31 protein-coding genes are annotated in these 23058 nt (G+C 63.0%); 19 read left to right on the forward strand and 12 right to left on the reverse strand.

Going from position 1 to position 23058, the window contains the following annotated elements:
- The first annotated feature begins 61 nt into the window (after positions 1-61).
- Complete coding sequence (locus tag Q3C01_RS07675; protein ID WP_458144715.1) at positions 62-319, forward strand: hypothetical protein; 258 nt, start codon at positions 62-64, stop codon at positions 317-319.
- Between the two features lie 7 nt (positions 320-326).
- Here the strand turns inward: Q3C01_RS07675 and Q3C01_RS07680 are convergent, their stop codons facing one another.
- Positions 327-1316: a phosphotransferase enzyme family protein gene (locus Q3C01_RS07680; RefSeq protein WP_458144716.1), complete on the reverse strand. Its 990-nt coding sequence runs from the start codon at positions 1314-1316 to the stop codon at positions 327-329.
- A gap of 160 nt (positions 1317-1476) precedes the next feature.
- Between Q3C01_RS07680 and minC the strand changes: the two genes are divergently transcribed.
- The 4 genes from minC (at position 1477) to Q3C01_RS07700 (ending at position 3789) form a co-directional block, all read left to right on the forward strand.
- Positions 1477-2169 (forward strand): septum site-determining protein MinC, encoded by a 693-nt coding sequence (gene minC, locus Q3C01_RS07685; protein ID WP_458144717.1) that lies wholly within the window; start codon positions 1477-1479, stop codon positions 2167-2169.
- Positions 2170-2190: 21 nt separating this feature from the next.
- The gene (minD, locus tag Q3C01_RS07690; protein WP_458144718.1) at positions 2191-3006 is read left to right on the forward strand and encodes a septum site-determining protein MinD; all 816 of its coding nucleotides are present in this window, start codon (positions 2191-2193) and stop codon (positions 3004-3006) included.
- A complete protein-coding gene (gene minE / locus Q3C01_RS07695; RefSeq protein WP_458144719.1) occupies positions 3003-3287 on the forward strand; it encodes a cell division topological specificity factor MinE in 285 nt (94 codons plus the stop codon). Before minD ends, minE begins: the two co-directional genes overlap by 4 nt.
- A 316-nt stretch (positions 3288-3603) precedes the next feature.
- Complete coding sequence (locus Q3C01_RS07700) at positions 3604-3789, forward strand: hypothetical protein (RefSeq protein ID WP_458144720.1); 186 nt, start codon at positions 3604-3606, stop codon at positions 3787-3789.
- An 11-nt stretch (positions 3790-3800) separates the two neighbouring features.
- Here Q3C01_RS07700 and Q3C01_RS07705 read toward each other — a convergent pair whose 3' ends face one another.
- From Q3C01_RS07705 to Q3C01_RS07715, 3 genes are all read right to left on the reverse strand, one after another.
- Entirely contained in the window at positions 3801-4046 is a 246-nt protein-coding gene (locus tag Q3C01_RS07705) for a hypothetical protein (RefSeq protein WP_458144721.1), read from the reverse strand.
- A gap of 142 nt (positions 4047-4188) precedes the next feature.
- Positions 4189-4569 carry a hypothetical protein gene (locus tag Q3C01_RS07710; RefSeq protein WP_458144722.1) on the reverse strand — a complete coding sequence of 127 codons (381 nt, stop codon included), beginning with the start codon at positions 4567-4569 and terminating at the stop codon, positions 4189-4191.
- Positions 4570-5516: 947 nt separating this feature from the next.
- A complete protein-coding gene (locus Q3C01_RS07715) occupies positions 5517-6497 on the reverse strand; it encodes a hypothetical protein (RefSeq protein ID WP_458144723.1) in 981 nt (326 codons plus the stop codon).
- A gap of 325 nt (positions 6498-6822) precedes the next feature.
- Here Q3C01_RS07715 and Q3C01_RS07720 point away from each other — a divergent pair, with 325 nt between their 5' ends.
- Entirely contained in the window at positions 6823-7419 is a 597-nt protein-coding gene (locus Q3C01_RS07720; RefSeq protein WP_458144724.1) for a L,D-transpeptidase, read from the forward strand.
- Between the two features lie 151 nt (positions 7420-7570).
- A complete protein-coding gene (locus Q3C01_RS07725; protein WP_458144725.1) occupies positions 7571-7768 on the forward strand; it encodes a hypothetical protein in 198 nt (65 codons plus the stop codon).
- A 16-nt stretch (positions 7769-7784) separates the two neighbouring features.
- Here Q3C01_RS07725 and Q3C01_RS07730 read toward each other — a convergent pair whose 3' ends face one another.
- Complete coding sequence (locus Q3C01_RS07730) at positions 7785-8216, reverse strand: COG4315 family predicted lipoprotein (protein ID WP_458144726.1); 432 nt, start codon at positions 8214-8216, stop codon at positions 7785-7787.
- 173 nt (positions 8217-8389) lie between these two features.
- Here Q3C01_RS07730 and Q3C01_RS07735 point away from each other — a divergent pair, with 173 nt between their 5' ends.
- Complete coding sequence (locus Q3C01_RS07735; protein ID WP_458144727.1) at positions 8390-8911, forward strand: DUF1993 domain-containing protein; 522 nt, start codon at positions 8390-8392, stop codon at positions 8909-8911.
- Positions 8912-8917: 6 nt separating this feature from the next.
- On the opposite strand, the gene Q3C01_RS07740 is transcribed toward Q3C01_RS07735, so the two are convergent.
- Positions 8918-9382: a MarR family winged helix-turn-helix transcriptional regulator gene (locus tag Q3C01_RS07740; RefSeq protein ID WP_458144728.1), complete on the reverse strand. Its 465-nt coding sequence runs from the start codon at positions 9380-9382 to the stop codon at positions 8918-8920.
- Between the two features lie 116 nt (positions 9383-9498).
- On the opposite strand from Q3C01_RS07740, the gene Q3C01_RS07745 reads away from it, so the two are divergent.
- The 5 genes from Q3C01_RS07745 (at position 9499) to Q3C01_RS07765 (ending at position 13718) form a co-directional block, all read left to right on the forward strand.
- Positions 9499-11424 carry an FAD-binding monooxygenase gene (locus Q3C01_RS07745; protein WP_458144729.1) on the forward strand — a complete coding sequence of 642 codons (1926 nt, stop codon included), beginning with the start codon at positions 9499-9501 and terminating at the stop codon, positions 11422-11424.
- Between the two features lie 157 nt (positions 11425-11581).
- A complete protein-coding gene (locus Q3C01_RS07750) occupies positions 11582-12520 on the forward strand; it encodes an SH3 domain-containing protein (RefSeq protein WP_458144730.1) in 939 nt (312 codons plus the stop codon).
- Between the two features lie 152 nt (positions 12521-12672).
- Positions 12673-12954 (forward strand): hypothetical protein, encoded by a 282-nt coding sequence (locus Q3C01_RS07755; RefSeq protein WP_458144731.1) that lies wholly within the window; start codon positions 12673-12675, stop codon positions 12952-12954.
- A gap of 173 nt (positions 12955-13127) precedes the next feature.
- Positions 13128-13307 (forward strand): hypothetical protein, encoded by a 180-nt coding sequence (locus Q3C01_RS07760; protein WP_458144828.1) that lies wholly within the window; start codon positions 13128-13130, stop codon positions 13305-13307.
- A gap of 30 nt (positions 13308-13337) precedes the next feature.
- Positions 13338-13718: a hypothetical protein gene (locus Q3C01_RS07765; RefSeq protein ID WP_458144732.1), complete on the forward strand. Its 381-nt coding sequence runs from the start codon at positions 13338-13340 to the stop codon at positions 13716-13718.
- A gap of 21 nt (positions 13719-13739) precedes the next feature.
- Here the strand turns inward: Q3C01_RS07765 and Q3C01_RS07770 are convergent, their stop codons facing one another.
- Both Q3C01_RS07770 and Q3C01_RS07775 read right to left on the reverse strand, forming a co-directional pair.
- The gene (locus Q3C01_RS07770; protein ID WP_458144822.1) at positions 13740-15047 is read right to left on the reverse strand and encodes a hypothetical protein; all 1308 of its coding nucleotides are present in this window, start codon (positions 15045-15047) and stop codon (positions 13740-13742) included.
- A 509-nt stretch (positions 15048-15556) separates the two neighbouring features.
- Complete coding sequence (locus tag Q3C01_RS07775) at positions 15557-15889, reverse strand: GYD domain-containing protein (RefSeq protein ID WP_458144733.1); 333 nt, start codon at positions 15887-15889, stop codon at positions 15557-15559.
- A gap of 283 nt (positions 15890-16172) precedes the next feature.
- Between Q3C01_RS07775 and pdxY the strand changes: the two genes are divergently transcribed.
- Together pdxY and Q3C01_RS07785 are read left to right on the forward strand one after the other, a co-directional pair.
- Positions 16173-16976, forward strand: coding sequence for a pyridoxal kinase (gene pdxY, locus Q3C01_RS07780; RefSeq protein WP_458144734.1), 804 nt, complete (start codon positions 16173-16175; stop codon positions 16974-16976).
- A 159-nt stretch (positions 16977-17135) separates the two neighbouring features.
- Complete coding sequence (locus tag Q3C01_RS07785) at positions 17136-17615, forward strand: hypothetical protein (protein WP_458144735.1); 480 nt, start codon at positions 17136-17138, stop codon at positions 17613-17615.
- A gap of 104 nt (positions 17616-17719) precedes the next feature.
- Here the strand turns inward: Q3C01_RS07785 and Q3C01_RS07790 are convergent, their stop codons facing one another.
- Positions 17720-18250: a phasin family protein gene (locus tag Q3C01_RS07790; protein ID WP_458144736.1), complete on the reverse strand. Its 531-nt coding sequence runs from the start codon at positions 18248-18250 to the stop codon at positions 17720-17722.
- Positions 18251-18480: 230 nt separating this feature from the next.
- Here Q3C01_RS07790 and Q3C01_RS07795 point away from each other — a divergent pair, with 230 nt between their 5' ends.
- Positions 18481-18735 carry a hypothetical protein gene (locus tag Q3C01_RS07795; RefSeq protein ID WP_458144737.1) on the forward strand — a complete coding sequence of 85 codons (255 nt, stop codon included), beginning with the start codon at positions 18481-18483 and terminating at the stop codon, positions 18733-18735.
- A gap of 198 nt (positions 18736-18933) precedes the next feature.
- Positions 18934-19098, forward strand: a complete 165-nt coding sequence (locus tag Q3C01_RS07800; RefSeq protein WP_449382110.1) for a Flp family type IVb pilin — start codon at positions 18934-18936, stop codon at positions 19096-19098.
- A gap of 173 nt (positions 19099-19271) precedes the next feature.
- On the opposite strand, the gene Q3C01_RS07805 is transcribed toward Q3C01_RS07800, so the two are convergent.
- Together Q3C01_RS07805 and Q3C01_RS07810 are read right to left on the reverse strand one after the other, a co-directional pair.
- Positions 19272-19445: a hypothetical protein gene (locus Q3C01_RS07805; RefSeq protein ID WP_016840760.1), complete on the reverse strand. Its 174-nt coding sequence runs from the start codon at positions 19443-19445 to the stop codon at positions 19272-19274.
- Between the two features lie 32 nt (positions 19446-19477).
- Positions 19478-19828 carry a zinc ribbon domain-containing protein YjdM gene (locus Q3C01_RS07810; protein WP_458144738.1) on the reverse strand — a complete coding sequence of 117 codons (351 nt, stop codon included), beginning with the start codon at positions 19826-19828 and terminating at the stop codon, positions 19478-19480.
- Between the two features lie 189 nt (positions 19829-20017).
- Here Q3C01_RS07810 and Q3C01_RS07815 point away from each other — a divergent pair, with 189 nt between their 5' ends.
- Complete coding sequence (locus Q3C01_RS07815) at positions 20018-21424, forward strand: adenylate/guanylate cyclase domain-containing protein (RefSeq protein WP_458144739.1); 1407 nt, start codon at positions 20018-20020, stop codon at positions 21422-21424.
- Between the two features lie 329 nt (positions 21425-21753).
- Complete coding sequence (locus Q3C01_RS07820; RefSeq protein WP_458144740.1) at positions 21754-21900, forward strand: hypothetical protein; 147 nt, start codon at positions 21754-21756, stop codon at positions 21898-21900.
- Positions 21901-21916: 16 nt separating this feature from the next.
- Here Q3C01_RS07820 and Q3C01_RS07825 read toward each other — a convergent pair whose 3' ends face one another.
- Positions 21917-22894 carry a hypothetical protein gene (locus Q3C01_RS07825; RefSeq protein ID WP_458144741.1) on the reverse strand — a complete coding sequence of 326 codons (978 nt, stop codon included), beginning with the start codon at positions 22892-22894 and terminating at the stop codon, positions 21917-21919.
- Positions 22895-23058: the final 164 nt, after the last annotated feature.

Raw genomic sequence — 23058 nt, forward strand, 5'->3', positions numbered from 1 at the left:
TGAACAAACGGCAGGGGCTGGCGTTTTCGCTTCGTTAAGCCGTCTCGTGCAGAAGCAGCCCATGAGTGATCCAACCAGTTCCGACACCCCGCTGCGCACGACGTTCAAGATTCGCCTGAACGGCAACACGCTGGCGATCGCGACCGTCGGCCAGGCCTATCAATTCCTCACCAACTACAATTCGATGGAGTGGATGGAATTCCGTTCGCTGCATGAGGAGGCCGTTGCCGCACTCGAAGGCGCCGCTGAGAACGCGATGCTTGCCGTGCAGGCGACGAACGCCGTGCGCGCGCTGTTCGTGAGCGCGAAGCTGCTGTAGCGCGGATCTACGAGAGCAGTCGACCGTCGAGCTGCTCTCGCTCCCATGCCCTCAGGAATTCACCCTCGCGGGCGACCCACTTGGTCAGCTCGGTGCCCCATTCCCGCGTGCGGCTTGCGTACTCGCCCATCAGCCAGAAGTGCCTGACGATGACGAACGCATGCGCGGCCACGAAATCGCTTTGCGTGATGGGACGAACGCTTCGATAGCCATCGACGAAGGCGTGCCACACCGCGTGAAGCTTGCGGCCAAAGGACACCTTTGCCCACAGGAAGACCGAGAGGTCGTACGCGAGATAGCCCGGTCCGCTATCGTCGAAATCGAAGAAGGCCGCTTCGCCTGCCTCGGTGATGCATGCATTGGAGCCGTGGCAGTCGCCGTGACAATGGGTCCAGGTCAACTCGTTATGGGCTTCGATCCGCTCAGTGGTTCGCGTCGCGATGGCCTCGAGATCGGCGGCTTCGGCGCTCGCGTCCTCCAAGAGACCGCTCTTGCGGATTCTTGCGAGCGGCCGGCGCAACAAATGATCGAGATCGAGTCTGTAGAGTGGAGCAGGCGCGCTGTAGGAGGCCGCGGCGTTGTGCAGCTTGGCCAGCGTCACGCCATTGGCGCGCGCATCGGCAAGGGATGTTGCTTCGGGCGCGCGCCCCTGGAGTTCATGGAAGAGCACGCCTTCGCGCTGGCCCTCGCGTGCTTGTGCCCGAACGAAGAGGGCGCCATCAGGCGTTCGGACGGCCGCGGCGACCGGCACGCCCGATCGGGCGAGGTGAGCCAGGAAATCCGTTTCCGTCCCCACGTCTGCAGCTCCGCGTGCGCGATGATGCGACAGACGGAAGATGTAGCGCTCGTCGCTGGCCGTAACGATGCGGTAGGTGTCGTTGAAGCCGCGCCTGACCATCCGGCACTGAAGGGGCGCTGCCAGCGCGTAGCGCTCGGCGAGGAAGCGCGCGACCACCTCCGCTGGCGATATCGTGTAGATGGGCTCGAAATCGACCAAAACTGAAGCTCAAGCGGGAATCGGCGGCGATCCTAATGCGGGCTCTTCAGCGAGGGAAGGCGGAGCGCTCCGCGTGACGTAACGCATTGAGAAATTAACCGGCCGTTAACCATCTCGGACGCATCGTTAACCATTCAATAACAAGGACGAGTCGGCAGCCATGGAGGCAGCAGCAAGACCTCAACGCCAATTGGTGCGCCTGCGCGGCCGATCTTACGTCGCCTTCGTCTTCGTGCCGACGGTTCCGATCGTCGACTGGCTCCAGGAGATCGACGCCACGATCGCGCGCTCGCCGGGATTCTTTGCCGGTCGCCCCGTGGTGGTCGACCTGTCTTCGGTCGATCTCAGCCAGTCCGGCATCACGCATCTGCTCGGAAGCCTGCAGGAGCGCAACATCCGCGTACTCGGCCTCGAGGGGGTTGAGGAGGCGCGGTTGACGCCGAACATGCCCCCGCTGCTCTCGGGTGGACGTTCCTGTGGGCTCGAGCCGAGCGCGCCGAAGAAGGTCGAGGTCACGAAGCAGCCGAGCTCGCTGCTGCTCGAAAGCCCCGTGCGATCGGGCCAGACCGTGATCTTCCCTGAGGGTGACGTGACGATTCTCGGCTCGGTCGGTTCCGGTGCCGAGGTCGTCGCGGGAGGTTCAATCCACGTCTACGGCGCGCTGCGCGGGCGCGCCATGGCCGGCGTCAACGGCCACTCCTCCGCGCGTATCTATTGTCAAAAGATCGAGGCTGAACTGCTTGCAATTGATGGATTTTACCAGACCGCGGACGACATCGACGCTGCCTTGCGCGGCAAGCCGGCGCAGGCCTGGCTGCAGGGGAACACCATGCGAATTACAGCACTGAACTGACCAGCAAAGGAGATATTTGAGATGAGTAAGGTACTGGTCGTGACATCAGGCAAGGGCGGGGTCGGCAAGACCACGACGACCGCAGCCTTGGGGGCGGCGCTGGCGCAGCGCGGCGACAAGGTCGTGGTCGTCGATTTCGACGTCGGCTTGCGCAACCTTGACCTCGTGATGGGTGCCGAGCGGCGCGTCGTGTTCGACCTCATCAACGTGGTGCAGGGGGTTGCAAAGCTGCCGCAGGCCCTGATCCGCGACAAGCGGCTGGAGAACCTCTGGCTGCTGCCGGCCTCCCAAACCCGCGACAAGGACGCGCTGACGGAGGAGGGCGTGCGCAACGTGATCGCCGATCTGCGCAGTCGCTTCGACTGGGTGATCTGCGACAGCCCTGCCGGCATCGAGCGCGGCGCCTCCATGGCGATGCGCTTCGCCGACGAGGCCGTGATCGTCACCAATCCCGAGGTCTCCTCGGTGCGCGACTCCGACCGGATCATCGGCATGCTCGACTCCAAGACGGTGCGGGCCGAGAAGGGCGAGCGCGTCGAAAAGCACGTCCTGATCACGCGCTACGATCCCTCGCGTGCGTTGCGCGGCGAGATGCTCAACATCGACGACATCCTCGAGATACTCGCGACGCCGCTGCTCGGCATCATCCCGGAAAGCCAGGACGTGCTGAAGGCCTCCAATGTCGGTACGCCCGTGACGCTGTCCAATGCAGACGGCGCTCCGGCGCGGGCCTACATGGATGCGGCGAAGCGGTTGTGCGGCGAAACCATCCGCATGACCGTACCTTCCGAGAAAAAGGGCTTCATGGATCGCCTCTTGCGACGGAGGGCGGCATGAGCATGGGGCTGCTCCGGCTTCTTCGCGGCAACAAGGCCGCCACTGCGCCGGTCGCGCGCGAGCGGTTGCAGATACTGCTCGCCCATGAACGTGGACAGCGCGGTCAGCCTGATCTGCTCGGCGTGCTGCGCGAGGAAATCCTCGCCGTCGTCTCGAAACACGTCACGCTCGATCCGACCAAGGTGGTCGTGCGGCTGGAACGCGGCGACGAAGTCTCGACGCTCGAGGTCGACATCGAGGTGCCCAACGACATCGAGCGTAAGCGGGTGGCGGTCGGGTAGGGCATGATTCGGAAAAGTGTGGAGCGGTTTTCCGAAAAAATCATGCTCAAACAACCACCTAAAGCGCTATGACGATTCCTCCTAATCTCATCGCGATTTAGGCCCGGCAGGATCGTCTTACTTGGGGTGGATGAGAAGGCAGCAGTCCGCTGGCGACAGCGGGCTGCCTTTGTTGCGTCTACGAGACCCGGCCGTTCAAATTTCTGGGCCAGCCGATGTGATGTGACGCGCGGGAACCCGGCTTGCGCTCGACCGTTTGAGACAGGCCGCGGGACGTCAACGCCGCGGCTGCGACGCGTCAATCGGGAGAGCGCCCATGATGTCCGAGGTCCAGGTTCACACCATCGCGCGTCAGATGCTCGAGAAGCATGGCTTTGCTGCGATTGCTCAGGCCGCCCAGCAGGCGCAGGCCTGCGAGAGCCGCGGCGAGGCCGAGGAGGCGAAGGAGTGGCGTCACATCGAGGACGCCATGAAGATCATGAAGGGTCCACACCAGAGCTGAGTTGGCGCGATTTAGTGCGCGTCCGGTTCAGTGCCCGGCGCCGGCGGCTTGTGCTGGGTCTGCGCTTGGCTGCTGCGTTCGCCGGTCTCCTTGCAGGGAAGCTGGGTCCATGAACCGTCGGGCGCCTGCTGATAGGCGCTGCATGTCGACGCAGCCGATTTTTCTTCGGCCTGCTGGCTGTTCGAATTCCTGGCGAGCACGGGCGGCGTCAACGCGCCTGCGAGCACACTTGCAAGCAGGATGTGGGTTATCCGCATCTGGGGTCTCCTTGACGAAGCCGCCTGCATGCTTGCGAGGATTGTGACGATTGTTGGCCAATGCCACCGGTTCCATGGCGGCATGGCTAACGTTTGCTCCATATGCCTTGCCGAAAGCGGCGTGGGCCGCGCTGCGGGACCGCTATTTGGTGTGAATGAGCCCCGCGAGATTGGTCCTCTGGGCTTCGCACCAGCTGCTCATTCCGAGCCGGCGCTGGTCGAGATCGGTCGATTGGGTTGCGACCGCGACCTCGGCCATGAGGTCGTCGTCCTGCTTCTCGCCCATCTTGCCGCCAGTGTGCATGAAGGCGATGGCCTTGCGCACTTTTTCGGTCGTGCCGTCGGGCAGCTGCATGTCCTGCGCTCGCTTCACCAGGTCCTGGTAGACGAGATCGGTGCCCGGGCATTCGACCTTGGCGGCGAAGGCCTGCAGGACCATCGTCACATAGACCGACCGCGGCGGCGCAGCCTGGGCGGGTGCAGCGATCAGCATCAAGCCCGCGATCAACCAACCATAGCGCATTCCAATGCCCTCCCGTTTTTTGGGGAGGCTAGCGTCCGGCGCCCCGCTGCGCAATGGGGTGGAAGATCGCGCGCGTTCGCGCGGGCCGTGAGGTCAGAACGCCTCACGCGTGGAATGCCGCCCCGTCATGCGACTGTCTCTTATACACATCGAGGATAATACTGCCCTGGTTCTTGAACTCTTCACCAACCACGAGATCGAAGTAGTAGTAAGGCATCTGAGGTCCCCAAGTCTTGACTACAAAGTCTTCCGTACTCAAGTCCGACGACAAGTCTCACTCAGGTGATGGTACCACTGAGTCGATCTTTCCCGAACGAAGTGTCCGCGCAATCTCTGTGTGTATGGCGCAAAAATCATGTGCACGACGTGAGATCGTTAAGATTTTATTAAGTATGTGCGCGTCATGCTCGCAGCATGGAATTGCAACAGAACCGGGCTCCGGGAACCGGCAGTTGCAAGAGAAGGCCGGCGGCATAGATCCCGACGGCCTTTTCTCTTTGTTGCAGGCACAAATTCGCTGCACCGTAATCGTCCGGGCTCAACGTCTCTCGACGACTCAGACAGCGTCACCTCTGCTTCGGACGCAAGCCAGCACACGCAGCATGCCGAACAGCGTCACGACATTGGCGACGAAGCTGTCCAAGGCCTGCGGATCTGCGACCGTTGAAACGATCCAGCTTGCCAGTCCGATCAGCGAACAATCCGACGATCGCGAACAAAATGACCAGTGGCGTTGTTGCGAGCCGTGGCTTCGAGACGAAGCGTCTGATCGTGAGCCGCAAGGTTCACGAGTCCGAGGCTAAAGCGCGATGAGATTTGGATGACGCGTCATCGCGCTTTGGGTTGTTGTTTGAGCGTGATCTCCGCGCAAACGCGTTTCGCGTTTGTCGCGAGGAAAACCGCTTCGCACTTTGCGCTAACGCGGCCCTTCGGGTCCGGATCCTGCGCTAGTGCACCGGCATCGGCGGGCGCACCACGGGTCCGTCGTCATCGGCGAGCTGCGAGGCGGAAGCAGGCGGTGGCGGCGGTGGAACGGCAGCAGCTTGCGACGGAGGCGCGATCGGCACCGGCGCGTAAGTCGGTGCATAGGCTGGGGCGGTGGCCAACGGCCTGGGCTTGTGCACAGGCGCCGCCGGCCGCGGCGGCAGAGCCGAGAGCTTCGCGCGCGGTTCGGCAATCCTGGCCTCAGCCGGCTTCGGCGGCGTGGCCTTCGCGATCTCGCGTGCCATCTGCTCCTGGCTCGCTTTCAGTTCGGCGATGTTGGCCTTGAGCTGCTCGATCTGCTGCGTCATGGCGGCGAGATCGCGCGTCATCGACTGGAGCGACTGTGCCGCGTCGGGCGCCGTCGTCGGCGGGCTCGTGCTGCCGTTGTCCTGCGCCTGAGCGGGAATTGCCGGTTGCACGGCGGGTTGATCGGCCGCCGCGGCTTGCTGCTCGGCTGGGGCCTGCTGCTCGGTCGAGGCAGCCTGCTCCGTCGCTGGTGGTGTCGCCTGCGACGGCGAAGCCACGAGGGCTGGTATCCATTCAGCGATCATCGCTTTCGCCATATCGCCATGTGTCTGCCAGGCGACCGTCGCGGCGGCACTGCCTCCGGCAAACAGCAGGGTGACGAATGCGCCGCTGAGCCATCTGCCGACCGACGAGCGCTTGCGCCTGACGTGGAGATCGCTGGCCGCTACGCGAACTGCGGTATCGACCGACGGCGCCGCCGCGGGAGCCTCCTTCACCAGATTGATCTTCAGATTGATCTTCGGCTCCGGACGCGTTGCGCTGTCAGGCACGAGCGTGGGCGCAGGTGCAGCCTTGTCCGGGCGCGAGGCCAGGACGATCTCGGGCGCGATATCGAGCGCGTCGTGCGGATCGTTATCCTTGACCGTGTCCTTGACGATTTCATCGACGATTTGCTTGCTGTTCAGCGTCGCGAGCATCGAAGCTCCTTACACCTTGGTCGTCCGCATTCGCGCGAGCCGATTGAAAGAGATCAGTCGGTCCTCCGCCCCCAGTGCGCACGAGTCCAGCCGGGTTTGACCAAAGCAAGGCGGCGGGAAGGAGAGTGTGGGGCCGCCCCCTTTGCCGGATGTCCGGGCGGAACTCTGGCTCCACGAAGACTTGTCGGTTTTCCCGTCACGCCGCCATTTTTTCAGCACGATTTGGGCAGCAGATGTACATGGTTGGGGGCGCAACCTGGGGCAGGCTGTGCAAAAATCCTCTATCGCAATACTGGTAGCCGCGTTGCTGCCGCTGGGCGGTTGCATGCAGGCGACACTGTCGCCATCCAATAGCGCGAGCATGACGCCACGCGACCGGCAATTGCTCGCGCATACGCCTTACGCGCAGGCGAACGTGCCCGAACAATATCTCCGCCATATCGTCGACTATTCGCGCAAGGAGCAGCCGGGCACGATCCTGGTAGATACCGATGCGCGCTATCTCTACTACGTCCTGCCCGAAGGCAAGGCGATCCGCTACGGTGTGGCCGTCGGCGAGGAGGCCATGGCGTTTTCCGGCGTGGCGCGGGTCGGGAAGATGGCCGCCTGGCCGGACTGGATCCCGACACCGGAGATCCAGGAGCGGCTCGGGCCTTATCCTTCGCGCGTTCCGGGCGGCGCGGCCAATCCGCTCGGCGCGCGGGCGCTTTACCTCTACGCCGGAAACAAGGACACGCTCTATCGCATCCACGGCACCAACCAGCCGGAATATATCGGTCAGGCGATTTCGTCCGGCTGCATCCGGATGCGCAACGAGGATGTCATTGATCTCTACGACCGGGTGAAGATGGGGTCGACCGTGGTGGTGCTGCCACCGGGACGAACGGCGCAAACCGGCGCGGGAGATGGCTTCCGCGGGTAAGCGGGTAGCTGCGGAGTTCGTTGAGCTCGTTGGGCCCGGCGCGCGTTGACCGGGCCCTCCTACGTTCTCGAGCCGCAAAACGTGAACTGCCTCACAGCGGATTTGCCGCGCGTGCGCTATGCCTCAGGGGCTAGCTGCCATCGGAGGCACCATGCAAAAATTCTTTCATCAATTGAATGAGGGCGACCGCCGCATTGCGCGAAAATGGCGGTGGGCGAGCGTCGGCTTTTACGGCTCAATCCTCGCGGGATTGATCCTGTACGTGGCGGTGCACTGGAATCCGGAGGCGAACTACGCTTCCGTCGATTCCGTGCCTCATGCGAAGGTCGCGAGCAGTTCTAGTCACTGAGGTCCGGGCGGCCCTGCTACTCGTCAGGCCGGGCAATTCGCCATTGCAAGGTCGTGGCGTTGCCATTGGTGTCGCCGGGCTCCTTGTCGGCGGGAGACGTATAGAGCGGGCGATAGCGGTAGGCCCACATCTTGCTGCCGTCGTTGCGGGTGATCACGGTAAAGTCGCCGACCGCCTTGGCGTCGGTTGGCGCTGACAGCGGCGTCCAGCTCTGGGTACATTTGCCGTCGCAGTTCGACGTCTTGCCGCTGGTGTCACGCTCGTAGTAATACAGCGTCATACCCTTGAGATCGACGAGCTTTGGGCCTTGCTTGGTCAGGATCACGCGCGCCGGCGCGGTCGTGGCGTCGGGCTTTGGCGGCGGGGGAGCATCCGAGCCATGTCCGTTTGCGAGCGCCTGCCCGGAAAAGAGCAGTGCGGCTGCGGCCACCATGACGAACCTGAACATCCAAGGCCCCCGATCGCAAAGTTAATCGCGCGTTAAGCGCAGAACGGAGCGACGGTAGCAGCCGAAAGTTAGTTCCAGGTTTCGCCGCGCTGCGACAAACTTGGGTAACGATTGCAATCGGTGAGGATTTGCGGGAACTCTATCCCGGCGAGATCCAACTGGGGAGTTACGCCATGGCCTTTTCGCTCTACGACGCAACGGTTGCCAATTATCTCCAGATCCTCGGAGCGGTTGGCGGCTTCCTCGACAAGAGCCTTGTCCATTTCAAGGAGAAGGGCATCGATCCGGCCGAGGTTGTGGAGACCCGCCTTGCGCCGGACATGTGGCCGCTGCGCGCCCAGGTCGCCTCGGTCGCGCATCATTCGCGCGGCGCGCTCGCGGCGGCGAGGGACGGGGTGTTCGTCCCACCGAGCATCAACCCCGATCACGACTACGCCGCGCTTCAGGCGCTGGTGACCGAGGCCCGCAACGAGATCTCTGCTCTGACACCCGAGGCTGTCGATGCTCTGATCGGCCGCGATGTCACCTTCAAGGTTGGTGACCGCACTGTGCCCTTCACCGCGGAGGGGTTTCTGATGTCGTTCTCGCTGCCGAACTTCTTTTTCCATGCGACCACGACCTACGCCATCCTCCGCCACAAGGGCGCGCCGCTGGGAAAACGCGATTTCATGGGCCGGCTGAGGCTGAAGACCTGAGCGGGCTCACGTCGGCGCTTCGCGCAGCGGTGCACGGCTGAGCTCGTTGCCCGCGGCGATCGCCTTGCGCAAGAGCCGCATCAATTCGTTGGCTTCCTTGTCGGTCAGGCCGCGCAGCATGATCCGCTGCGCCGCTTCGACTGCCGGCGTGATCGCACGCAGCGCCTTGCGTCCCTCGTCGGTGATCTCGAGTTCGCGTGCGCGCCGGTCGCGGCTGCTGGCACGACGCTCGACGAGGCCCTTCTGCACGAGGCGATCGATCACGCCCGTGATGGTCGTGCGGTCGTAGGCGATCAGGCCCGCTAACGTCACCTGGTCGAGCCCGGGATTGGCCTTGATGGTCGCGAGCGCCGCATATTGCACGGGCGTGAGATCGAAGCCTGCGTCCTCCACCTCGGCGAGGAACACCGCGACTGCAATCTGCTGAAAGCGACGGGCGAGATGGCCGGGCATGTCGTTGTTGTCTTTCACCGGTTCCTCCTGAGTGGTGGATATTGACGAGTATACTGATAGTCAGTATACTGAGCAATATTGAAGAAGGGCCTAACACGGTCCGCTTAACGCGCAACACGGGAGGAGCAGGTCTCATGCAGTTCCATCTCAACGGATTTTTGCCGGGCGAGCCCGATATCGCCGACCCCGCAGAGCGCATTCAGGCCTCTGGCGCTACCGGCTCCGTTCCGGATGAGGTCGACGTTTTGATCGTCGGTTGCGGTCCAGCAGGACTCACACTCGCGGCGCAGCTCGCCGCGTTTCCCGACGTCAAGACCTGCATCGTCGAGCAGAAGCCCGACCGTCTTCTCGTCGGCCAGGCCGACGGCGTCGCCTGCCGCACCATGGAAATGTTCCACGCTTACGGCTTTGCCGAGCGGGTGCTGAAGGAGGCCTATTGGGTCAACGAGACGACGTTCTGGAAAGCCGACGACAAGCACAGCGCAAACATCGTGCGCAGCGGCCGGGTGCAGGACGTCGAGGACGGGCTGTCCGAATTTCCGCATGTCATCCTGAACCAGGCGCGCGTGCATGACGGCTTTCTCGACGTCATGCGCAAGTCCCCAACCAAGCTCGAACCGCATTACGCGCGGCGTCTCATCGATCTCCATGTCGATCCCGCGGTGCGCTTCGAGGATCATGCGGTTACGGTGAGGCTGGAGCGGGTCGATCTCGGTCACGAGGGAGAGATCGAAACCGTGAAGGCGCGCTATGTCGTCGGCTGCGATGGCGCGCGCTCCACCGTGCGCAAATTCATCGGCCGTGAGCTGCACGGCGATTCCGCCAACCACGCCTGGGGCGTGATGGACGTGCTCGCGGTGACCGACTTTCCCGACATCCGTTTCAAGGCGCTGATCCAGTCGGCCAATGACGGCAGCATCCTCGTTATCCCGCGCGAGGGCGGCTACCTCGTGCGCCTCTATGTCGAGCTGACGACGCTCGATGTTGGCGAGCGTGTTGCGAACCGTAACATCACCTCCGACGATTTGATCGCGAAGGCTCGCCGCATTCTCAATCCCTACACGCTCGAGGTGAAGGAGATCGCCTGGTGGTCGGTCTACGAGATCGGCCAGCGCCTGACAGACAAGTTCGACGACGTACCTGAGGCGGAGACTGCGACACGGCTGCCGCGCATCTTCATCGCCGGCGATGCCTGCCACACCCACAGCCCGAAGGCGGGGCAGGGCATGAACGTCTCGATGCAGGACGCTTTCAATCTGGGCTGGAAGCTCGCCGCAGTGCTGCGCAGGCAGTGCGCGCCGCACCTTCTGCACAGCTATTCGGCCGAACGCCAGGCGGTGGCAAAAGAGCTGATCGAGTTCGATCGCGAATGGGCGACGATCCTTGCCTCGGTCAAGGGCGACGGCAAAGCCGCGGATGCGGCCAAGACCCAGGACTATTTTGTCCGCCACGGTCGCTACACCGCGGGGACGGCAACGCATTATCCGCCGGGTCTTCTCACCGGCAACACCACGCATCAGCATCTGGCCAGCGGTTTCGTGATCGGTAAGCGCTTTCATTCCGCGCCGGTCATCCGCCTTGCCGACGCAAAACGCGTTCACCTCGGCCACGTCGCCAGGGCCGACGGCCGCTGGCGCATCTTTGCCTTTGCGGGCGCAGGCAACCCCGCGGCGGGCGCCGGCGCAATTGCCGCGTTCTGCAATTTCCTGAGCCAGGGACGGGAGTCCCCGCTGCGACGCTATACGCCTGGGGATGCCGATATCGACTCCGTGATCGATGTGCGGGCGGTGTTCCAACAGGATCACCACGAGCTCACGATCGGCGCGATGCCGTCACTGCTTCTGCCAACCAAGGGACGGTACGGACTTCGCGACTACGAGAAGGTGTTCTGCCCCGATCTCAAGGACGGTCACGACATCTTTGCGATGCGCGGGATCGATCGCAATGCGGGATGCATGATCGTGGTGCGGCCGGACCAATACGTCGCACATGTGCTGCCGCTCGATGCCTACGCGGAGCTGGCGGCGTTCTTCGACCGCTTCATGCTGCAGGTGAATTGAACGAGGAGCGGGCTACTCTTCAATGGGCGCGCGATGAATGGCGGATGAATATTGAACCCGTGCGCCTCGGCCTTTTCATCTTTCGGCTGGTTCGACGCGATGGCGCGGAACGCTCGTTGCGCTCGAACGTTCCTGCTCGCATGAGGAGGATCACGCCATGAAGCTTAGACTTGCTTTTGCTGCAGCCATGCTGCTCGCGCCGACCGCCGCGCTTGCGGCGCCCGGCATCGTCACCGCGTCCGTCGGATTGAGGGCAGGGCCGGGGCCCGGCTTTCCGATGGTCGATCGCATTCCCGGAGGCTCCCGCGTCAACGTTCACGGCTGCCTTGACGGCATGGCCTGGTGCGACGTGAGCTGGTCGGATGATCGCGGTTGGGTGTCGTCGCAGTATCTCGAATATCTCTACCGGAACCACTACGTCTATCTGCCCGACTATGTCGACGAGGTCGATGTGCCTGTGGTGCCGTTCGTGCTGAGCTCGTACTGGTCGAACTACTATGCGGGCCGGCCCTGGTATCACCGCCGAGACTACTGGTCGAACTACTGGACATCGCGTGAGCGCAATGCAACGCGGATGACGCTCGATCCGCGGGCCGCGCGCATCGGCCGTGCCGCGACGCGCGAAGGTGCGATAGCAGTCGGAGGCGGGACCCGCGCCGGCGAAGCCGCGCGTGTGACGCGCGAGCAATCGCAGGCACGCGAGATCCGCGGCCGCCCGGCGGAGGCTCAGGCGCGGATGACGCATGAGAACGCGGTGCGTGCAACGCATGAGAATGCACGCGCCGCTGCCCGCGAGAACGCTCGCGCCGCTGCCCGCGCGCAACCGATGGCACGCCCGCAGCCGCAGATCGCGCGCGGCCATCAGGCGCCGCGCGTCTCGGCCGCGCCCGCGGCACGTCCCGCGATGCCGCACGTCGCGCAACCCAATATCAGCCACGGCCCGCCGATGAATGCGCATGCGCAGATGCCAGCTCCGCGCGCAGCAGCGCCTGCACCCCATGTCGGCGGTGGTGGCGGCGGTGCCCCGCATATCAATGCGGCGCCGCATGGCGGCGGCGCGCCGGCCGGTGGGCCTCCGGGCCGACAGCGGCACTGATCACGGCGAAAGCCCGGCCGAGAGCCGGGCTTTTCCTTTGCGGCCTGCACAATTTGAGGCAATTACGCAGAGGTAGATTTCATCGAACGTAACAACTTTACCGGATGCTTTTTTTCGTCCACTCGGGGCAAGGGGCTTACGGGAGGATGATGATGAGACAGCACGGCCATTCGGGGACGCGCCGGCAGAATGTCGCGATGAAGTCGATGTCGAAGGAGGCGAAGCAGCTCGCGCGTGTGATTGCAGGCTATCGCGGCTCGCTTCTTGATCTCGACCAGCAGCGGACGCGGACGAAATTGTCCGACGCCGAAAAAGGTATCTTGGACGAGCGGCGCAATAATTTGCTTGTGACGATTGCAGCATTGGAAGACCGCCTCTCGGCGGTGCAAGGATTGATCGACCTCGGCCGTCCACACGTCATTCGCGTGCATTGACCGCCGCCCAGCGCGTCCGACATCCATGAAGTGATGGTTTCGCGTGCCGCGGCGGCGGTCGCGAGGCTGCACGATGCTCTGGACGGCACCAAATTGCCATGCTCCCGGCGAATTGCCGCCAAAGCCCGCTGGCACGTGAAAGGTGGGTGCGGGGACGTGCGACGGGGACGATAGTGGCTTACAAGATGGTCGCAGAACGCGACAATGAGACGTATAGGTTCGAGCGCGAGAGCCGGCTTATGATCGTGGCGAAGGCGCGGGTGTGGGCGAGCGAAGGCTGGCAGGTCGTGATCACCGACCAGGATGGCAAGGCCTACGCCCCAGCCGAGTTCGAGGCGTTACTGGCGGCCTGACCGGCCGCTGGATTGGGGTAGGGGACGATTTTGACGTCATCTGATCGATCGGCGCGCGGGTTGGTCGCGCCCCTGTGTACCGTGGCCGCGGCAGTCCTGCTGACCGCGACCATTGCGCGCGCGCAAAATCTCGACGAGGGCAAGCCGCCGCAGAAACTGTTTGCCGATGGTTGCGCGAGCTGCCACCGCAGCCCGCGCGGGCTTGCCAAGGGACGTTTCAGCTTCACGCTCTATTGGTTCCTGAAGGACCATTATGCGAGCGGACCTGATTCGGCGAAGGCGCTCGCCGCCTATCTGGAGAGTGTTGACAGCCCACCTGCCGGAAAGCCGCGCGCGTCCGCGAAATCCTCGAAGTCCACCGGAGCGCCTCGGTCGTCTGTGCGGCCGCCGGCGCCGGTTCCGCAGAGGTAAACGGCCTACGCGGCTACCTGCTCAGCCCGTGCGGACCTTCGAGGCTCTAGCCGCCTGCGGCTGTTTTGCGGAGCTGCGTGCAGCGGTTCGCTTGGCCGCGCGCGCGGCCGCGAGCTTCCTCGCAGCAACCTTCTTGTGCGGCTTTGCCTCGGCTGCGGCCTGCCTGGAGTTCGCGCCGCCGCGGCGGGAGACGTATTCCTGGCCGTCAATCGGGCCGACATGCGGCGGATCGTGGTCGAGATAGGGGCGCCCGATGCCAAGCGCCTTGCCGTTGGCATCGACCCATTTCCAGAGCGCCTCGGTCGAGACCCAGCGCTGCGCGCGGTTCTCGCCCTTGACGCTGACGATGTCGGCGGCGAGGCCATGGCCGTAACCGCCGCGAGAGCTACCGCCATGATACGACCGATTGGAGGCGGCTTTCAGCCCGCTCGCGATCGACTGGCGGTAATCGTCACGGAAGGCGCTGGTGATGCCGGGTTCGAGGCCCGCCGCCTGTGCGGCGTGAAGCGCATGGAACAGCTTGAGCTTGAAGTCGCGGTCCATGCCGCCGATCACGTAGTCCATCAGCGACATGCCCGCTTTGTCCGCGGCCTTCGGATCCTTCCAGGCGAAATCCTCGTCGACGAGCTTGGTGAAGCTCCGCATGACCGTCACCGTCCTGCCGCGCCGCTTGATCGTGACGCTGCGGCGCTCCTGCTCCTTGATCGAATCTTCCTTGGGCGTGCGCTGATACAGCGCCCAGAGATAGCGGTCGATGCAGACGTCGACGACGAGGCATTCGTCGGCGGCTTCGAGAGGATCCGGACTTTCCTGCGTGGTTGCTTTCGCGTCGGTTGCGACGGGCTCCGGCGTGGTCGCGATCGCTGCGGCGAGCGGCGGCGTCTCCGTAGGCAGCACATCAGTCGGATCGGCGGACGCGACCTTGACGGCCGGCTCGGGCGTCTGGGTGGCGGTGACGGGCTCCGGCGTGCTTGAACTAGTGAGCTGCGGCGGCGTTTCCGCCGGCAGGATTGGCGCGGGATCGGCCGATGCAAGTTTGACGACGGGCTCGGTTGTGGTCCCGGCCGGTACCGCGTCGGTCGTTGTGCTCACTGCCGGCAGCGCGATCGTCGGCACGTCGGTCACGGCGACGGACTCGGTCGCAGCGCGCGGGACTTCGGCAGGTTCGCTGTGCGCGGCGAGAGCTGGTGCGGAGGAGTCCGCAGCGACGTTGGCGCTGCTGTTCTGGATTGCCTCCGGGGAAACCGCGGCAAGCCAGATCGCAAAGGAACCCGCGAGAACCGCCGCGGGGCACGACACCGCCACGATGAGAGAGCGCTGATCGTTCATCATCCCAGCCTCCAAAAGCTCCTGCCGGAACCCGATTGCAACAGCCAAGCATGCGACGCAGCAATTGTTCGGGCGAGGATATGGCGGCGCAATGGCACAAAAGGCGAGGACGGAGCTTTTCAACGCGAGTGTGTCCCGGCGGACACGCGCGGGTTCCCTGCAGCGCTCCGCAGAGTCAGCAGTCGCTGAGCCTCGCACGATCACGATGCCTAAAACAAAAAGGCCGCCTCGCGGCGGCCTTTGAAGTCATAAAGCGCAGAGCAATTAAAGTAGGTACCGCAAAGCCAGCCCCGGGAATTTCAAAATCGGCACGAGCTCAAACGTTCTGCCCGGTTGCGTCGACCTTAATCGAGAATTGTTGCACACGAAATGAGGAAGTGTGACTTCGCTTAATGCAAACTGTTAACGCAGCGCTGCTGCACGAAAAGACGTGGATGGCCGGGACGCGCCCGGCCATGACGATATGCAGATAGTGCCAAGGCCGCCAGCATCGCGCGCCATCGCCGACTTTATTTGCCCGGCGGCTTGTAGGCGGCGGCGAGGCGCGAGGCCTTTTCCGCAACCGACTTGAACTCGCCCATCTTCCATGCGCGCACCGTTTCAATCTTCGCCACCGCACCGCTTGCAGCTGCCGCCATGCCGACGGCGATGGCATCGGAGCCGTCCGGCATGTCGGTGACGATCACGGCATCATGCGCGCCGGTGGTCATGAATGCGCCGAGCAGTTTGCCGCCGGCCTTCTCGACCAACGTGTTGACGACCTCGGTGCGGTCCGACGGCTTGTCGACGAGACCCTTCACGCCGGCGTTCGAATAGGAGACGTAGGTGATGAACAATGGCATCGTTCCCTCCGTTGGGTGATGAGCGAGCAATCAGCTTTTTGAAAAAGGCGCCCGCAAGGGCGAGGATCAAGCCTGCCGACGGCATGCAAGCTGCCTGAAAGCGAGGCGGAGTTCGGCACGTCCGGTGTGGCAGCAGCGAAGGACTATAGTCTCTTTTTCCTGCGCGACAACGCATCCACCTCAGCACAGGGGCGCGGTTGCACCTTGCGAAAGGTATCATCTTCGTGGAGCAATTGATGGGTATCGCTTTCGCTCCACAAATCCTCAAAGTGAAATTGCGCACATGCTCGTCATCTCTATTCAAAGCCAAGTCGTTCACGGCCATGTCGGCAACTCGGCCGCCGTCTATCCCATGCAGTCGGAGGGCGTGAACGTCGCGGCGGTGCCGACGACATTGCTGTCGAACCACCCGCGTTATCCGACGCTGCACGGCCGCGTGCTGGATGCGGATCTCGTGGCCGATCTCCTGCTCGGCGTCGAGGAGCGGGGCCTGATCGAGCGGGGAAGCGTCGTTCTCACCGGCTATCTCGGCTCGATTGCAAACGCAGAGGTCATCGCCGATTTCGTCGAGCGCGCGCTGCGACGAAATCCAAAGCTTATCTATCTCTGCGATCCCGTGATCGGGGACGACGGCAAGATCTACGTCGCCGAGGGCATTTTGGATGTGATCCGCAAGCGGCTTATGCCGTCTGCAAGCTTCATTACGCCAAACCAGTTCGAGCTGGAGCTGCTGTCCGGTATTGCGGTGAAGGATGCCCCGAGCTTGCTGGCCGCGAGCGCTGCCATCGCGGCGCAGGGCCCGCGAGGCGTCATCGCGACCGGCTGCACGCTCGCCGATACACAAGCAGGGCAGGTGGAGACGATCCTCTGCCAGGACGAAAAACTTTCGCGCTTTGCGACAGCACGGCTGCCGATCCGGCCTTGCGGGACGGGTGATCTGCTGTCGGGACTCCTGGCGGCCGGGCTTGCGAGGGGCTCAGTGGTCGAGACTGCGGTTCGGCTGGCAGTCGATGCTGTGTTTACGGTGCTCGCGCGCACGCATCAAACCGGATCGGAGGAGATGTGCCTCGTCTCGCCGACAGGTTGAGAATATGATGCATAATCATCTTTGCGTGTCTATCTGGATGTTGCGAAAATACGGCAAACTTCGGGCCGTCAACAGCATATACAGTTAGAAGGCGGGTTGTCCCCGTAATACATTGGGTGAGTTGGGGTTGTTCGGGGCGCGTATCGGGAGAACCTACCTATGGCAAGTGTTGAACAATTGCGAAGAAAGGACTCGGTAAACCTGGTTCAACTTGAGGCGGACATTGCTTCGGTTCGCCAGGGAAGTTCATTAGCTTCAATTGCATTGCCTGATTATGTCGAACACACGGAGGGGGTCACGCGCGTAGGGGCCCTCAGCGCAGAGGCGGTCATTCGCGATTATGAATCCGCCGCAAAAGAGATCGAGGCGATGGGAGCCGAGTTGATCGGCGCTGCGCAAAAGTGCGAGGCGCTGACAGCGCAGGTGCATGATGCGATCGCGTATATGCGCGAAACGGCCGCGGGTTATCGTGAAGAAGGACGCAAGATCTTCAAAAGGATCGAAGAATGCGCCCTGTTCACCGAGGACGTCCGCAAAACATGCGAGCAGGTGAAGCGCAGAATGGGAGCTGCGGGTAGCGTTTCCTCCACGGAGGAGGATGAGCCGGCCGAGCAGGAGCAGATATCCGAAAGCGCCTAGATCCCTCTGGATCTGTTCCCCTTGATCCGAGGGATGTGAGACCGCCTTCGGGCGGTCTCTTTTTTTTGCGAGCGACGTTGCGGTTCCGGATCTTGGACTACCAGCTAGTGGCGTGTCGCGCGGACTTCCAGCGTGGTTTGGGTGATCCTGGCCACGAAGCCTTCAAAGTTTACGACCCTCTGCTTGACCAGTTGTTCGTGGAGGTCGGCGATTTTCTGCGTTTCTGCGACGAAGTTTTCACACGCCTGCTTCGCGAATTCCATCTGAAGCGCAAACGCCTCCGCGGGTGAGCGCGCGCTCGCAAGCTTCCCAACGAAGGCCCAGGCGTGTTCAAGTGACCTCCTGGTGTAGTCGCCATAGGCATCTGCGATCGCCCGAACACCGACCGGAACGAGTTCCATCGAAGCGGCCGGTACGCTTGTTGTCTCGGCGGCAGAAACCTCGGTCGACGGGAACTGCGGATTGAGGTCGACGCCGGTCTCCAGCTCGGTCGCTTCACTGCTCTCCGGCGCTGCAGCCGGCAACTGATCCGTTGCAGTCGCGTGTTGCTCGTCGGCCAGGGTCTGCTTCGTCTTTTTCTTACGGTTACGCTGGCCGGATTTTCCGGTCGGCTTGGTCTGGTCTGCACTCAACATTACAAAATGACTCCCCAAATCGATGAAGCTGCAACCTCCGCCCTATTTGCGCTGAAATCGCGATTGCGGCTTGTCGCGGGCGTGGCGGGCATGTGATGAGATTTGGTAGGATGAACGCCGGGCCTGTACCATCTGCGAAATCTGCATTGTTGCAATGCAACAAGACAGGCTACCGCGCTGCAGCATAAGAACATAGCTCCGGATCTCAAGTCCTACCCAGGAGATTCGGTGTGAAGACAATTTCGTTAACAATTGCAGCCGCCGCCATGTCGGTCGCTGCCGCCTTCGCCGCGGAGCTGCCGAGCTATGAAGCCAATGGCTTCCCGGCCTCGCCCGTGCAGGTGAGCCTGCTCGGCGCCGCGCATGTGAACCAGCAGGCGGCTGCCACCACCGCACCGTCTCCGCACCAGGTGAGCGTGCTGACGCCGCGCGCCAAAGTGACGACCGCAACGACCGCGCCGGTCACGACCGGCACCGCGCGCTGAGCCGGATCCGAAAGAGCAGGGTGGGCCTGCGCCGTTAGCCAGCCCCATCCTGCCGGCTCATTCCGCAAGCACGACCCCGGCGCAGTCTTCGTCTCGCGTATCGTCAAATTGACAGACCCAAATTAACGCAATCGTAGATTGCGCATCCTATCCGATTGCGTGCGAGCCATGCCTTGCACAACCGGAAAGGATACGATTTTGAAGCGCATTTTTGCAAAATTTATAGCTGACGAGTCCGGCGCGACCGCGATCGAGTATGGCTTGATCGCCGCCGGCATCGCGCTTGCCATCATCGAAGTCATCTATGCGCTAGGCACCAATCTGGTTGAGAAGCTCACCGCGCTGGCGACCGCTTTGAAGTAGCACGAGCGGTCTGTGCGTAGCCCGGATAAGCATAGCGATATCCGGGACCTTGTTGCGTGGTTTCCCGGATGTCGCTTCGCTCATCCGGGCTACCGACGGCCTCTCGGATCCTGGCGAGATAAATACCGTAAATCAGAAATAATGTAAACGAGTAACTGTCGGCCGAGGGTCGATCAGCCGAACAGCGCGGCGTAGATCACGTAGAGCCAGCCCAGGATGCCATGGATGATCGCCCACAGGATCGAATGGTTCTTGGTGTAAGAGATCGCGATGGCGAGGGCCGAGCCGAAGCCCACGCCATATTTCGCGCCCTCGACCCGAACTCCGTAGTAGCGATTGCCGTTCATGGCCGTCCTCGCTTCCATCGATGCTGCCGGCTTTACGCCTTCCGCACGAACTCCGACTTCAGATTCATCGCGCCGATGCCGTCGATCTTGCAGGCGATGTTGTGGCCATCGGTGGCGTCCTGGAGGCGGATGCTCCTGACCTTGGTGCCGCCTTTGACGACGGATGACGATCCCTTGATCTTGAGGTCCTTGATCACGATGACGCTGTCGCCATCGGCAAGCGCGTTGCCATTGGCATCGCGAACGCCCGCCTCCTGCGCCGCTTCCGAGGCCGCCGCGGTCGACGCGCTCCATTCATGGGCGCATTCCGGGCAGACCCAGAGACCGCGATCCTGGTAGGCATGCTCCGAATGGCAGCTCGGGCATGTCATGGCATCGTCCATCGTCAAACTCATCCCCTTCTTGGCGGGCGCACCGTAGGGGCCGGGGAAGGGAAAGCAAGGGAAATCCGGCCACTGTCCCTCCCATCATCGTGACGCAGCATTTGGCTGATACGGCTTGTGCCCTGCCTCGCGAAACATAGCTGATAGGGAGCGGATTACCGCTTGCCCGCTTTCAGGTAACATCATCGCATGAGCGAAATCGAAACCCTGTTTGGTGTGTTGCGTCAGTCGGCCGACGAAGGCGTCGTCGACATGCTCGAGCGCATGGTGCGGGAGGCGCCGGACCACGCCTTGAACCGCATGAACGCGCTCGACCTCGCCGTGCGTGCCGGCCTCGATGAGGAACGCGTCGTCGCAGGCCTTCTGCACGCGGTGCAGCTCGGCATGGCCGAGATGACCTGGAGCGTGATCTGCCCGAGCTGCGCCGGTGTGCTGTCCGCCAACAAGAGCCTGAAGACCCTCAACAGTCCGCATTATCATTGCGCCTTCTGCGCCGCGGGCTATGAGACGACGCTCGACAATCTGGTCGAGGTGACCTTCACGATCAGCCCGCGCGTGCGCAAGATCGCGGCCCACAATCCCGACGAGCTGCCCTTGGCCGACTACTATCGGCAGATCTTCTGGAGTTCGGCCATCGATCTTCCGCTCGACCTTGAGACGCTGCTGCGCGAGGTTACCCTTGAGACCTTCGATCTGCCGCCGGGCGAGCGGGCCATCCTGTCCCTGCATGTGCCCGAAGGTACGCTGATCGTGTTCGATCCCGTGACGCATACGGCACAGTTCCTCGAGATCAAGGGCGAGGAGACCAGCGAGCGGCAAAACCTCTCGATGATCTTCAACAAGGCCGAGACCCCCGCCGAGGCGGTCACCTTGCGTCCCGGGCCGCTGCGGCTGGCGCTGGACAACCGCACCGACGGGCGCGTGCTGCCGGCGGTGTGGGTCGCGAACAAGGCACTCGATGATCTCCTGACGCGGCGCAAGCCGGCGCTGACGGCAAAGCGTCTCCTCACCAACCAGACCTTTCGCGATCTCTACCGCACCGACACGCTCGCCATCGGCCAGCGCCTGAAGATCCTCAGCCTGACCTTCCTGTTCTCGGACTTGCGCGACTCCACCGGGCTCTACGAGCACGTCGGCGACCTCGTTGCCTTCGATCTCGTCAATGAGCATTTCCGCCTCTTGCAGGAGATCATCGTCTCCGAACGGGGCGCCATCGTGAAGACGATCGGGGACGCCGTGATGGCGACCTTCGAGACGCCCGACCGGGCCATTGCGGCCGCCATCCGCATGCGCGAGGCGATGAGCGATCTCGGCGCCGAGCGCCAGCATCAGGGTCTGCTGCTCAAGATGGGCATTCACGAGGGCTCGTGCCTCGCCGTCACCCTCAATGGCCAGCAGGACTATTTTGGCCAGACCGTCAACATCGCCTCGCGCGTCCAGGGGCTTGCCGCCTCACGCGCGATCGTGGTGACTGAGCCGGTGGTGGATTCTGCCGGCGCGCAGGCCCTGCTCGAAGCGGGCGGCTTGCAGCCAACGCGCCGCAGCGTGACGCTGAGCGGCATCGCGGATCGGGTGTCGGTGTACGAGATCCCCTGAGGGTGGGGAGCAAAACAAAAAGCTCGAAAACAACCCCATGCAAAGTAGCCGGTGGCCGGTGCACGCTGTTTGCGGATTTTTCGAATCCGGTTGACACGTCGGGCAAATCACCGGCGTGATGTCATCATCACGCCATTGCCGACAGCCCGTAGCGCCGCTTTCGGCGCGTCTCGAACCATGAGGCCGAAACCAAAGCCCCTACGCGGCTTTGTTATGTACGGCCGTTCAAAACGGGTGTGATCTCTTTAAGGGTTGCTTTGCAGATCGCGCTGCTTGATGCGGCCGCCGCATTTTGTGCGGCCATTTTTTGAAATCATACTGGAGGCGTCATGCCCGTTGCGCAGAAAACTGTCATTGCCACGCAGTCGCCGCGTGGGTTCATTCTCAGGCATATGACGCTGTTCGCCGCGGCTCTGCTGTTCGTGTTCGTGCTGAGCTTGACCTACGGGCTGGATCTCAGCCCGGGGTTTTTCTGAGCGCGATCGTGCAGGCTCACCAATCCGGATAGCCGTAAGGATCCATCATGTAGGGCGGGGGCATCCAGGGTCCTCGCGGCGGCCTGGATCGCCGGGGTGCGGCTGCTTGTATGTGCGGGCGCGCAGCCACGTCGCTCTCCCTCATGAGGGGCCTGCTGGCGGGTTTCGCAGATGACGCAGCAAGCTGCGCCTGCAGCGCCTGGACCTGCGCGGCGAGGCGCGCATTGTCCCCCGCATCCTTCTCCTGCGCCGTCTTGAGTTGTTGAATGGCGTCGGCTTGCTCGCGAAGCGTTTGCTCGTGACTGCTTTTCAGTTGCTCGAGTTTGTCGTTGATGCTCGCAAGCGACTGCGTGATAGTCTTGAGCGATTGTGCCAGCTCGGCGGATGTCTGGTCGGGCGGTGTGGCGCCGGTTGGAGGAACGCTCCCCGCTTGCTTTTTCGCTTCCTTGTTGGGTTCCTTGGGGACCGGCGGCGCCGGTATAGCCACGGGTGTCTGCTCATCCGCAGCAGCGAGCTGGACTGCTGGCGGCTGCGCCGGACTGCGAACCTCCGATACCTCCGGGGGCGCAACCGAGGCGGGCGGAGCCCATCGTGCCATGATCGCCTTGGCCTCATCGCGATATTGCGAAGCGAAGGCAGCACCGAGGATGCCTATCGCAAGCAACAGGCCAACGAAGGCGCGCAGCATGGGCCGGTCTCCCTTCAGGCCTTGAGGGCTTTGAGGGCGAGCCTTGCTCTCCGCGGCCGGTGCCTTGTCCGGGGGAGGGTCGCTTCGTTCCGCACTGGCGCTTGCCTGCGGCGCTGGCGGGCTATCGGTGCCGCGTTCCAATCCGGAAACCAGTCGGTCCAGCCGCGCAAGTTCTTCATTGGCGCTCTTGATCCGTTCATAGGCCCGCGTCAGCTCGCCGTCGGCGCGCTGCGCGCCTTGCGGTTCATCCGGCTTCGGCTCGTCAGGCTTGGGGTCGTCCGGCCTGGGGTCGTGCGTCTCAGGCACCGATGCGCTCTCCATTCAGTCCCGCGTCAATGGAATGAGTGCGGCAGTCCAAGGTCGTGAAGAGGATAGTTCCCGCCGCCGTCGTGATCAAGACAACGCGAAGGTGAGGGAAAATTTATGGCGGCCCGTGGCGCATGTGCGCGCCCCACGGAGCTGTTCCCCGA

It is taken from the genome of Bradyrhizobium sp. UFLA05-109 (assembly GCF_054185165.1).